This is a genomic window from Permianibacter fluminis (genome assembly GCF_013179735.1).
In the GTDB taxonomy this organism is placed as follows: Bacteria; Pseudomonadota; Gammaproteobacteria; order Enterobacterales; family Permianibacteraceae; genus Permianibacter; species Permianibacter fluminis.
On record NZ_JABMEG010000002.1, the window covers coordinates 613,393 to 625,233 of the forward strand.

Genomic DNA, 11,841 nt, shown 5'->3' on the forward strand with positions numbered 1-11,841 from the left:
CTGCATCGTACTGAGGTACAGGTAGGGAGCTGCTTTTGCGGTCGTTGATGCGATGGTTGTGCTGGGGCGGGTGATAACGGAGAAACGCCGAGAAGGGCGGGCCGTTCGGGACAGACGGTCGAAGGGCGCCGGTGCTATTGCCGCAAGCGCGCGACCAGCTGCAGCCGATCGCGGACGCCGAGTTTTTCGAAAATGGTGGTCAGGTGGGCCTTGACCGTGCGCACCGTGATGGCCAGGCGCTCGGCAATTTCCTTGTTGGCGAGGCCTTCGACCACCAGTTTGGCGACGCTCTGTTCGCGCTCGGTAAGTTCCGCCATGGCCTCGGTGTTGACCGTCGGCAATTGCTTCTGCACGGCACTGAGCAGACGCAGCATCAAATCGCGCCCAACCCAGAGCTCGCCGGCCGCCAGCACGGCGATGATTTGCCGCAACTGCTCCGGATGACAATACAGATGGCAGTAACCGACGCAACCGGCTTGCAGGGCATTCAGACCCGATTCGTCGGTTGGTGCCGGATCGGCCCACAGCACCCGATGCCTGCGCAGGATGGGTTGCCAGTCCGGATCGGTGCTGAGTTTTTTCAGCAGCGTGACATTGGCTTCGATGATCAGGATCGACGGCGGCGCCTGCATCACGGCGGCGCGGCCACCCCCGTCAACAAAACGATGTTCGCTGAGCGCCGTCTGCCAGCGATCTTTCAGCGTTATGTTACCGAGCCAGCACAGAACCGTTGCCATCAGGCTTCACCCATCGCCCGCTGCGTCGCGCGCAGTACCGGTTTGAGCAGGTAAGACAACACGGTGCGTTTGCCGGTCAGCAGATCCACTTCGGCAACCATGCCGGGAATGATCGGTAACCGCGCGCTACCGAGCCAGGCGGTTTTGGTGCGGACTTTGACGATATAGAAAGCGTTGCCCTTGTCGTCGGTCACGGTATCGGCGCTGATCTGTTCAACGGTGGCATCCAGGCCGCCATAAATCGCGAAATCGTAAGCGGTGAATTTGACCAGCGCTTGCTGACCCGAGCGAATGAACGCGATGTCCTTCGGCAGGATGCGCACTTCCAGCAGCAAGCTGTCTTCCAGCGGCACAATTTCGATGATGCTTTGCGCCGGTTGCACCACGCCGCCAAGGGTATTGACGTGCATCTGTTTGACGGTGCCACGCACCGGCGAGCGAATTTCGGTGTGCTTGACCCGGTCAGCCAGGGCGCCGCTGCTTTCGGTCATGCCTTTGAGTTTGGCTTGTACATCGGACAATTCGGCGCCCATCTCATTGCGGAAATTCAAGCTGACTTCATCGAGTTTGCCTTTGGCTTCGCCGACTGCCGCTTCCAGGCGCGGGATCTGGGCTTCGCTGGCCGCTTTTTCGCCGCGTAGCCGCGACACCTCCCGTTCCAGTCGCAACAACTCGACCGGCGACACCGCGCCGGTACTGACCAGCGGCTTGGTGACTTTCAATTCCTGTTCGGCCAGATCAAGCCCTTCGCTGGCTTGCTTGTTGCGGGCACGGACTTCGGTCAGCTCCTGCTCGCGCTGCTTCTGCTGGTCCAGCGCAATGCCGAGGTTGTTGCGCAGGCCGGCCAGGCTCGATTCGTACAACGAGCGCTCCTGGGCAATCAACGCCGCATCGGCTTGCTGCAAACCCGGTGGCGGCGTAAACGGCTTGTTGTTGACCAGCGCTTCCAGTCGCGCGGCTTTCGCTTGCAAGGCCTCGACCTGCACCGTGGTTTCGCGCAGCGTGGAGTTAAACCGGGTCGGATCGATACGAAGCAGCAACTGGTTCTTGTCGACGATGGCGCCTTCGCGCACCAGAATTTCTTCCACCACGCCGCCGTCGTAACTTTGCAGGATCTGGATCTGTGAGGAGGGAATCACCTTGCCTTCGCCACGCGCGACTTCGTCGATGCGGGCCATGCTGGCCCAGAGCAGCAGAATCAGCGCCAGAATGACGCAGCTCCAGATCACCGCGCGCAGACCGCGCTCGTCCTGGGCGAGAATCTCGGCGTCGGCGTCTTCGAGAAAATCCATGTCGCCAGCAAGCTCACGATGCTCGCGCCATTCGCGGATGTTTTCCAGCTGGAACGCCAGCCAGCCGCGCAGCTGCCGCCACAATTGCACCGGCGAGAGCGTCATGATGTGGCTCCCTTGATGCGGCCTTCTTTCAGCGCTTGCAGCACCTCGTCTTTCTTGCCATCGGCGATCAATTTGCCGTTGTCGAGCACCAGCAGGCGATCAACAAAATCGAGCAAGGCGGTGCGGTGGGTGATGACCAGCACGGTGTGGCCGCTGATTACCGGTTCCAGCTGCCGCTTCAGCCGTTCTTCGCTGATGAAATCCATATGGCTGGTTGGCTCGTCGAGCAACAGCAGCGGCGGCGTCAGCAGCAAAGCCCGGGCAATGGCGACCGATTGGCGCTGACCGGCAGACAAACCTTCACCGCGCTCGCCGACCTGCATGGCAAAGCCGGACGGATGACGGTTGGCGAAATCGGCAACGCCGGCGCGGAACGCAGCGCTCAAAACCTGCGCGTCGCTGGCATGTGGCGCGCCGAGCGTAATGTTGTCGCGCAAGCTGCCGAACACCAGCCCCGGATCCTGCGGCACATAGCCGATGGCGCGGCGCAGCTCGACCGGATCGAGCTGGCGAATGTCGATGCCGTCGATCAGGATCGAACCTGTGGTCGGTTGATATAACCCGGCAATCAGGCGCTGCAGCGACGACTTGCCAGAACCGATACGGCCGATGATGCCGACCCGCTCGCCGGGCAAGATGCGGAAACTCAGCTCACTGAGGGCATCCTGTTCGGTGCCGGGATAACGCAAGCTGACATGGCGAAATTCGATACCGCCTTCAAACCGCTCGCGGCTGATGAATTGACTGTCCGCCGGCCGCTCAACAGGCGTTTCCATCATCGTGTTTAGTGATTGCAGTGAGGTTCGGGTTTGTTGCAACTGGGTCAGCAAAGCAGCAACCTGACCCATCGGCGCCAGACAGCGCGCTGACAGCATCATTGATGCGATTAATCCGCCTTGAGTCATCTCGCCTTCGGCGAGCAGATACACGCCGAGGATCAGCACGGCAACCGAGGTCAGTTGCTGCCAGCTCATCGTGAACGCGACCGTGCGCTGACTCAGGCTGCGAATGCGGCCATTGATGTGGCTCAGAAAACGGGTGGCGGTTTCCCAGCGGGCCTGGATCTGGCCGGCGGCGTTGAACGCGCGCAGCGTTTCCAGATTGCTCAGCGCTTCCACCAGCGTGGCGCTGCGCTGGGCGCCGGCGCGATGGGTTTGTTCGGCGAGCTCGGCCAGGCGCTGATGACTCCACCAGGCATGCAGCGTGATCACCAGAATGCCAATCAGCGGCGGGATCACCAGCGGCCAGCTAATCACCGCCAGCACCACCAGAAAAATGATGCCGAACGGTACGTCAATAAACGTTGTCACCGACGCCGTGGCGATAAAGTCGCGCACTGCTTCAAAGGCGCGGACGTTGTTGGCAAACGAACCGACCGACGCCGGCCGGTGCTCCAGCCGCATGCCGAGGATCTGCTCCATCATCCGCGCCGACAATTTGTTGTCGATGCGTTTGTTGGCCAGCTCCAGTACCCAGGTGCGCAAATTGCGCAGCAGATAATCGAACGACAGCACCAGCAGCGCGCCCAGTGCCAGCACCCAGAGCGTGGCAAAGGCGTGATTGGGCACGACCCGGTCGTAAACGTTCATCGTGAACAGCGGCATGGTCAAGGCCAGCAAATTCAGCACGAACGCGAGCAGGAAAATGTCGCGATACAGATGACGCGCGGAAAAAATGGCGGACCAGAACCAGTGCTCGCTTTTTGCCTGCGACTGCTCGCTGGTGCGCCGATCAAACAGGAATTTGGGCCGGACATAAATGGCGACGCCGGCGTAGCGCTCGGCCAGTTCGCCGTCGGTCAGGGTCAGCACATCATTGCTTTGTTCCGGAAAGACGACCTCGGCCAAACCGTCGCGGTTCCAGCCCATCAGCACGCAGGCTTGATTGTCTTTCAGCAGCAGCAGACAGGGCAGCAGGGCGCCCGGAATATGCGAGAACGGTCGCCGGGCGAGCCGGGCGTGCAGACCGGCGCGACGGGCTGCGCGGGTGACCAGTGATGGCATCAGCCGTCCGCCTTGCAACGGCAATCCGGCGGTCAGCGTCAGCGCCGAGCGGGCGCGGCCGTGATGACGACACAGATAGAGCAAACCCGACAGCAAGGGATCGCTGCCCGGTTCGAGTGCCCAGCTGGCAGGGGTTTCGTGACTGCTGTCGACACGGTCGGTCATGCACAGACTCGGCGGCAAGGAACCACAGCAACATACCGGTATGGCGGTTGCCCTGTCATCCCTTTATGCCGCGTGATTGACTCAATTCAGCGCCGGCACGGTGCAGCCGGTAGCGACCACATTCGGCGCCGCATCGGCCACTTTCTCAGTGTTGATGCGCAGCGCGTTCAGCAATTGACCGCGTGGTGCCAGCACCCGGGCCGCTGCCAGTTCCAGATCGTAACGGCCGTTGATCAGGGCCCGCTGGGCCTGGAACAACTCGTTTTCGGTGTCGAGCAAGTCGAGCAGACTGCGCTGACCGAGCTGGAATTGTTGGCGATAGGCTTCGCGGACTTTGGTCATCGATTGCACATGCTGCTCGAGCGACGCGATTTGCTCGCGCAGGGTCAGCAGATCGCTCCAGGCGACCGCGACGATTTGACCGACTTCCCGGCAGCTGGCATCACGGCGTGATTGGGCGGCGGCAAGTTGATTGGCAAATTGCCGATCACGGGCCCGATCAGAACCGCCGGCAAACAGGTTGTAACTCAGCACCACGGCAACCCGGGTGGTTTCCTGATCGCCGGTCACGCCATCGATGTCATTGCCGTCATCGCGGCGGGCCTGCAATTCCAACGACGGGTAGTAACCGGCCTGGGCACCTTCATGGGCCCGGCGGGCGGCGTCGGTTTCGGCTAGCGTGGCCAGCAGTTGCGGCGCGCTGTCGAGCGCACCGGTGCCAACCGCGCCATCCGGAACGGCGCCGGTAATGCTTGGCAGCGGCTTCAGTTCAGCCGCCGGGCGGCTACCGACCACGCGCTGAAAGCGGGTGTTCACATCCTGCAGGTTGCTGCGTTCGGTCAGCAGATTGCTGCGCGCCAGCGCCAGCCGGCCGATGGCCTGCTCGCGATCGACGCCTTTGCTGACGCCGGCACCCACTCGCTCTTCAATTTGTTTCAGCGTGGTTTCATGCGCTTTCAGATTCTGTTCGGCCAGGCTGTTCAGCTCCTTGAACCGGAGCAGATCCAGAAACGCGCGGCTGGCTTCCAGCGCGGTTTCTTCGGCGCTTTGCCGCCAGCGGTAATAGGCAGCGACCGACAGGTGATCGAGGCGACCGACTTCTGCCGGGGTGGCAAAGCCGTCGAATATCATCTGGCGCAGCACCAGAGCGTAGCTGTCGCCATCCAGATCACTGGTCGAAGTGCCGAACAGGCCGGGCCGTTCGCGCTTTTCCTGAACCCAGTTGGCTTGCAGATCGACCCTTGGCAGGTAGCCGCCGAACGCCGCTTCACGGGCATCGAGTGAGGCTTGAAATTCAAACCAGCTGTTGCGGGTCAGCGGTTGATTGGTGACGGCCATGGTGACCGCGCCGCGCAAATCGTCGACCTCGTTCTGGGCGTAAGCCGGCGCGGCGAGCAAGAACAGGCAACACAACAGTTTCGCCAACGGGCGCGGTTGGAATGGCATGGTCACTTTCGTCTCTCTGGGTCCACAAAGCCACCGACAGCTCGGCTGGTGGCGGCAAAAGTCTGAGTGTTGTTGCCATTCCTTGGCATCCGGTCACTGTCAGTGGTGCTGACGGGTGCTCGGACCTTTGCAGCACTTGGGCAAGAAGTGTGCCGCGATTCCCCTATTGCTTGCTGTCAGGAGAGCTGGACGCTTGCAGCCTGCGCCAATGCTGATGATTCCTGAGGTTTTCTGGTACCGACCAGCCGCGTGCGGCAAACGAACGCCTACGCTGCGGCGCGATGCTGGCCTGACAAAATACGGCACATTACGCCATTTGCGGTAATTCCCGCCAGCGACAAAGCAAATAAAAACAGAGGCTTGTAGGGGATCTTTACAGCCACTTGCAAAGAGTTGGCGGAAATTTGGCGTGTCGGATCATCGGCAGAGGGGGGCCGGGCGGTTGTGACCGGAACCTCTAGCGGGCGCTCAAGGCGGCGCTCCAGTGCGCCACCGAAACCGGCGATTGACAGTACAGATAACCGCCGGTCCTAATCAGCAACCGGCTCAGTTGAAGGTATCGCAGGCGGACAGCTGGCCCTGCTCCAGCCCGGCCCGGAACCAGTGCACCCGCTGCTTGCTGCTGCCGTGGGTGAACGACTCGGGCACGACCCGGCCACCGGCCTGTTGCTGCAAGCGGTCATCGCCGATGGCGGCGGCGGCCGTCAGCGCTTCTTCGACATCGCCCGACTCAAGAAACGGCAGGCGTTTCTCGGCATGGTGCGCCCAGAGTCCGGCGAAACAATCGGCCTGCAATTCCAGTTTGACCGAGAGGGCATTGCTGTCTGCTTCCGACAAGCGCTGCCGCGCCTTGTGCACTTGTTCGGACAAACCCAGCAAATTCTGCACGTGATGGCCGACTTCGTGCGCGATGACATAGGCTTGGGCGAAATCGCCGGGCGCGCCAAAGCGCTGGCTCAGATCGCGATAGAAACCCAAATCGATGTAAACCTTTTCATCGGGCGGGCAATAAAACGGCCCCATCGCCGATTCGCCCATGCCGCAAGCGGTTGCGGTCGAGTCGGTGAACAGCACCAGCGTTGGCAGCCGGTATTGGCCGCCTTCGCGCTGAAACACGGCGGTCCAGACATCCTCGGTATCACCCAGCACATGGGCAACAAAATCGGCTTGCGGATCCTGACCTGGTTGCAAGGCCGGACCTTGTTCGGTCGTGGCACTGCCGGCGCCGGCCATTTCGGCGCCTTGCATCAGCAATTGCGGATCGACACCAAAATACATTGCGATCAGCAGCAACACGATGCCGCCAATGCCGCCACCAACCAGACCTTTTCCTGCGCGCATGCCGCGCCGATCTTCCACATTGCTGCTACGCCGAAAACCTTCCCATTTCATGTTCGGTTCTCCTGAATCAATGGCCGGACTGGCTCCTGCCCATTGCGAGAATGGCAAGCTTTCAGAGCCGCAAAAACCGCCGCAAGTTTTTCTGTTCCCGTTCGAATGCCTGCGCCAGCGCCAGTTGTACCGCCGCCCGGCGCAGGTTGTCACCGGATTGTTCGACCCGGAAGTAATGATCGCCATTCAAATGATCGGTCAGGAAGCGAATGGCGAGCGTTGCGGTTATCGCCAGAGTCGAGGGCAGCAGGGCTTCACGTTCGACCCGGACGAGCTCGCTATCCAGCACCGATAAAAAGCCATCGGCAAGGGCGCGGAACAGTGGCGTCGACACGGTCACGGCATCGGGCACACTGTGCTCGCCGGCCGGATTGCAGTAGGACCGCGCCATGTCGGCGAAATCGAAGACCAGACTCGATACCATGACCGTGTCCAGATCGAGCACGGCCAGTGCTTTGGCGCCGTTCTGGTCAAACAATACATTGGCGATCTTGGTATCTCCGTGAACAAAGCGCGCCGGCAAGCGGCCGCTGACGCATTGCTGTTCCAGATGTTCAAGCTGCGGCAGGAAATGCTCGCAGCCGGCGATGACGCTGGCCGCGTGCTGACGCCGGCCCAGTCGATCACTTTGCACGGCTTCCCGTAGCGCCTGAATGCGGTTGGACAGCTGATGGAATTCCGGCAGCGCCGGCTGGTAATGGCGGGGATTGAAATCGCGCAGTGCCAGCAAAAACGCGGCAATGGCTCGCGCCCCTTCGCGCGCGACCGCCTCGCTGCCGACCCGATCATGATTGATGCCGTTTGGAATGAACCGGGTGGCACGCCAGTAACCGCCGTCGATCAGGGCGGCGTAATCACCGTTCTTGCTGGCGATCGGTTGCAGGACCTGCTCACGATAGCTGAGGTCGGCAACATGGTCGGCCAGATGCTGGCAAACCTGCACCACGTTTTCGATTACGCGCTGCGGCTGGGGAAACACCGCAGAGTTGATCCGCTGCAGCACGACATCGCCAATGCGCAAACTGATATTGATACGGCTTTCTTCGCCGCCCAGCGCTTGCGCCGGTGATGCCGGCAATTGCCAGGCAGCGCGCAAGGCGGACACGGTTGCGGCGGGCATCAGGCTGGGAGAATCCATCGGCATCGTCAAATCTTTCTGGTCCGGCCCTGAGGCGTTAGCGGCGTCAGTGGCTTGAGGTGGCGTGGGTTTGTATGAGCTTGCGTGCGGTGCAATCAAAGTTCACTAGCTTGAAGTCTTGGCAGCAAGTCGCAAAAGGGACTGCAATTCAAGGCACTGCAATTCAAGTCCCTGCAATTCAAGTCCCTGCAATTCAAGTCACTTCAGTTCAGCTCGTCGCAACAAACGGCGCGTAGCGTGGTCGCGGTGGCGCTGCCTGTCAAGCAAGGCATATTCGTAGCGAGCCGTGCATCCGCAATTTGGCGGCAGGTCCGACCGCATGCAATCGAACGTTGCCCGTGCTGACTCATGGACTGGCCGCTTCGCTGAGCAATTGCACCAGGGCGCGGCCGGCATTCGACAACGTGCGTTCGCGGTGATGCACCACGCCCAGTGAACGCTCGATGGCGATGGCCGGCAGCACATTCAGCGCGACCAGTTCATCGCGGACCATGATGTCGGGCAGCAGCGCCCAGCCCTGGCCGGCGGTCACCAGCATCGCGATGGCTTCCAGATAGCTGCTACTGGTTCGGTCGTGTAGCGTGACCTGATGCTCGGCAAACATCTGATCGACTTTTTGCTGGGTAAAGGTATGGCCCCCGAGCAACACAGCCCGGTGCTGACCGAGTTCGGCAATGGCGACTGTTTTCTTTCTCGCCAAGGGGTGCTGGCGCTGGACACAGGGGATCAGGCGTTCGCGCCAGACCGGTACCGCGGCGACGCTCGCCTCCGGCTGATCGGGCAGGGTCACGATAGCCAGCTCGCGCAGGCCTTGTTCGACATCACGGTAGGCCTGTTCGGAATCGACAAAATCGAATTCCAGCGTCACCTCTGGATAGCGGCGGGTGTAGTCGCTGAGCAGGGCCGGCAGTCGGCGCAGGCCGATGTGGTGGCTGGTGGCAATGCGCAGCGGCCCGGCGACCCGACCGGTGAGATTGCTGAGCGCGGTGCCGGCGTCTTCCATGTCGAGCAGCAGTTGCCGCGCGCGCGGCCACAGCGTTTGCCCAGCCGGGGTCAGGTGCACGGCATGGCCGACCCGATCGAACAGGCGCTGGCCAAGCTCGGTCTCCAGATTGGCGATGCGTTTGCTGACCGCCGGTTGGGTCAGGTGCAGGCTGTCGGCCGCGCGCGAGAACGACTGACTGTCGGCGACGGCGACAAACGCTTTTAACTGGGCATGGTCCACACGGTTGCCAGAGGCGGTTGGGGTGAGCCGGCACTGTGCTGCATTCCATATTGGAATGCAATTCATAAAAAAACGAAATTGGAGTTATTGGAGGCCCGGCGGCTATGCTTGGCCATCCCCAATGCCGGGGCTTTTCTTGGAGAACGACCGCAATGGCCCGCACCCTGTACGACAAACTCTGGGACGAGCACGTTGTTCTGCGCGCTGACACCGGCGCCGAGCTCATCTATATCGACCGTCAGCTGCTGCACGAAGTCACCAGCCCGCAGGCGTTCGACGGCCTCAAGCTCAACAAGCGCAAACCCTGGCGTATCGACGCCAATCTGGCGGTGCCGGATCACAACGTGCCGACCGAGGGCCGCATTCGCGGCATCGCCGATCCGATCTCGCGCCTGCAAGTGGAAACGCTGGACAAGAACTGCGACGAATACGGCATCGTTGAATTCAAGATGAGCGATGTTCGCCAGGGCATCGTGCACGTCATCGGCCCGGAGCAAGGCGCGACGCTACCGGGCATGACCATTGTTTGTGGTGACTCGCACACTGCGACCCATGGCGCCTTCGGTGCGATTGCTTTTGGTATCGGCACTTCGGAAGTCGAGCACGTGCTGGCCACCCAATGCCTGTGGCAGAAGAAAAGCAAAAACATGCTGGTGAAAGTCAGTGGCAAGCTCGGTGTCGGTGTCGGCGCCAAAGATATCGTGCTGGCGGTGATCGGCAAAATCGGCACGGCCGGTGGCACCGGTTATGCCATCGAATTCGGTGGCGATACCATTCGCGGCCTGTCGATGGAAGGTCGCATGACTATCTGCAATATGGCCATCGAAGCCGGTGCCCGCGTTGGCATCGTGGCGGTCGATGACATCACCATCAACTATCTGAAAGACCGACCGTACGCGCCGAAAGGCAGTGACTGGGACAAAGCCGTCAGCTACTGGAAAACCCTGACTTCGGATAGTGCTGCCCAATACGATGCCGTTGTTGAACTGCAAGCCGAAGACATCGAACCGCAAGTGACGTGGGGCACTTCACCCGAGATGGTCGCACCGGTTTATGCCAAGGTGCCGAACCCGGCCAATGAAGCCAACGCCACCAAGCGTGAAGGCATCACTCGTGCGCTCGAATACATGGGCCTGAAAGCCGATCAGCCGATCACCTCGATCAAACTGGATCGTGTTTTCATCGGCTCCTGCACCAACTCGCGCATCGAAGATCTGCGCGAAGCCGCGGCTGTTGCCAAAGGCAAGAAAGTTTCGCCGACCATCAAGCAGGCGATGGTGGTGCCGGGTTCTGGCTTGGTGAAGTTGCAGGCCGAAAAAGAAGGTCTGGACAAGGTTTTTCTGGCAGCCGGTTTTGAATGGCGCGAGCCGGGTTGCTCGATGTGTCTGGCGATGAACGCGGACCGTTTGCAGGCTGGCGAGCATTGCGCCTCGACCTCGAACCGCAACTTCGAAGGCCGGCAAGGGCAGGGCGGTCGTACGCACTTGGTCAGCCCGGCGATGGCGGCGGCAGCTGCGATTGCCGGTCACTTCGTCGACGTACGCACATTCAACTAATCGTTTGTAGGGTGGATCAAGGCGCATAGCGCCGGATCCACCACGGACACAAACGGTGGGTCCGCTACGCTTGACCCACCCTACGACGGAGCAAACCGTGGAAAAATTTACCGTACTGAAAGGCTTGGCTGCCCCGATGGATCGCGCCAACGTTGATACCGACGCGATTATCCCGAAGCAATTCCTGAAGTCGATCAACCGCACCGGCTTCGGTCCGAACCTGTTCGATGAATGGCGCTATCTGGATCAGGGCGAGCCGGGCAAAGACAACAGCTCGCGGCCGCTGAACAAGGATTTCGTGCTGAATCAACCGCGGTTTCAGGGCGCGCAAGTGTTGCTGGCGCGCGAGAATTTCGGCTGCGGCTCCTCGCGTGAGCATGCGCCGTGGGCGCTGCTGGACTACGGCTTCCGCTGCATTCTGGCGCCGAGCTATGCCGATATTTTCTTCAACAACTGCTTCAAGAACGGCATTCTGCCGATTGTGCTCGGCAATGACGTGATGGATACGCTGTTCGCCGAATGCGCGGCCAACGAAGGCTATACGCTGACGGTTGATTTGCCGAACCAGACCATCACCAGCTCGGCCGGCACCACATTGAAATTCGACATCGACGCGCCGCGCAAGCACGTGCTGGTCAACGGTCTCGACGACATCGGTATGACCTTGCAGCATGTCGACGCCATCAAGACGTTTGAAGCCCAGCGCAAGGCCGAGCGGCCGTGGCTGTTCGGTGCGATTCGCTAAATCCACGTAATCAAAGCCAGTTTTATCCAACAGGAAT

Annotated in this window: 9 protein-coding genes; 2 read left to right on the forward strand and 7 right to left on the reverse strand. The window is 60.9% G+C overall.

Annotated features, from left to right (window positions below):
- Positions 1 to 134: 134 nt before the first annotated feature.
- From HPT27_RS17875 to HPT27_RS17905, 7 genes are all read right to left on the reverse strand, one after another.
- Positions 135 to 737, reverse strand: coding sequence for a response regulator transcription factor (locus HPT27_RS17875; protein ID WP_172246292.1), 603 nt, complete (start codon positions 735 to 737; stop codon positions 135 to 137).
- Positions 737 to 2,134 carry an HlyD family type I secretion periplasmic adaptor subunit gene (locus HPT27_RS17880; protein ID WP_172246294.1) on the reverse strand — a complete coding sequence of 466 codons (1,398 nt, stop codon included), beginning with the start codon at positions 2,132 to 2,134 and terminating at the stop codon, positions 737 to 739. The genes HPT27_RS17875 and HPT27_RS17880 overlap by 1 nt, the downstream gene beginning before the upstream one ends.
- Complete coding sequence (locus HPT27_RS17885; RefSeq protein ID WP_172246296.1) at positions 2,131 to 4,302, reverse strand: type I secretion system permease/ATPase; 2,172 nt, start codon at positions 4,300 to 4,302, stop codon at positions 2,131 to 2,133. Before HPT27_RS17885 ends, HPT27_RS17880 begins: the two co-directional genes overlap by 4 nt.
- An 81-nt stretch (positions 4,303 to 4,383) precedes the next feature.
- A complete protein-coding gene (locus HPT27_RS17890; protein ID WP_172246298.1) occupies positions 4,384 to 5,748 on the reverse strand; it encodes a TolC family outer membrane protein in 1,365 nt (454 codons plus the stop codon).
- A gap of 546 nt (positions 5,749 to 6,294) precedes the next feature.
- Positions 6,295 to 7,140, reverse strand: coding sequence for a KPN_02809 family neutral zinc metallopeptidase (ypfJ, locus tag HPT27_RS17895; protein WP_172246300.1), 846 nt, complete (start codon positions 7,138 to 7,140; stop codon positions 6,295 to 6,297).
- A 61-nt stretch (positions 7,141 to 7,201) separates the two neighbouring features.
- On the reverse strand, positions 7,202 to 8,260 hold the full coding sequence (locus HPT27_RS17900; RefSeq protein ID WP_172246302.1) for a phosphotransferase enzyme family protein: 1,059 nt from the start codon (positions 8,258 to 8,260) through the stop codon (positions 7,202 to 7,204).
- Positions 8,261 to 8,624: 364 nt separating this feature from the next.
- On the reverse strand, positions 8,625 to 9,503 hold the full coding sequence (locus tag HPT27_RS17905) for a LysR family transcriptional regulator (protein ID WP_172246304.1): 879 nt from the start codon (positions 9,501 to 9,503) through the stop codon (positions 8,625 to 8,627).
- 152 nt (positions 9,504 to 9,655) lie between these two features.
- Between HPT27_RS17905 and leuC the strand changes: the two genes are divergently transcribed.
- Complete coding sequence (leuC, locus tag HPT27_RS17910; RefSeq protein ID WP_172246306.1) at positions 9,656 to 11,059, forward strand: 3-isopropylmalate dehydratase large subunit; 1,404 nt, start codon at positions 9,656 to 9,658, stop codon at positions 11,057 to 11,059.
- A 97-nt stretch (positions 11,060 to 11,156) separates the two neighbouring features.
- Complete coding sequence (leuD, locus tag HPT27_RS17915; RefSeq protein ID WP_172246308.1) at positions 11,157 to 11,804, forward strand: 3-isopropylmalate dehydratase small subunit; 648 nt, start codon at positions 11,157 to 11,159, stop codon at positions 11,802 to 11,804.
- Positions 11,805 to 11,841: the final 37 nt, after the last annotated feature.

Coding starts and splice junctions, on each gene's coding strand:
- HPT27_RS17875 (WP_172246292.1), bottom strand. CDS start 737: ATGGCAACGGTTCTGTGCTGGCTCGGTAACATAACGCTGAAAGATCGC.
- HPT27_RS17880 (WP_172246294.1), bottom strand. CDS start 2,134: ATGACGCTCTCGCCGGTGCAATTGTGGCGGCAGCTGCGCGGCTGGCTG.
- HPT27_RS17885 (WP_172246296.1), bottom strand. CDS start 4,302: ATGACCGACCGTGTCGACAGCAGTCACGAAACCCCTGCCAGCTGGGCA.
- HPT27_RS17890 (WP_172246298.1), bottom strand. CDS start 5,748: ATGCCATTCCAACCGCGCCCGTTGGCGAAACTGTTGTGTTGCCTGTTC.
- ypfJ (WP_172246300.1), bottom strand. CDS start 7,140: ATGAAATGGGAAGGTTTTCGGCGTAGCAGCAATGTGGAAGATCGGCGC.
- HPT27_RS17900 (WP_172246302.1), bottom strand. CDS start 8,260: ATGCCCGCCGCAACCGTGTCCGCCTTGCGCGCTGCCTGGCAATTGCCG.
- leuC (WP_172246306.1), top strand. CDS start 9,656: ATGGCCCGCACCCTGTACGACAAACTCTGGGACGAGCACGTTGTTCTG.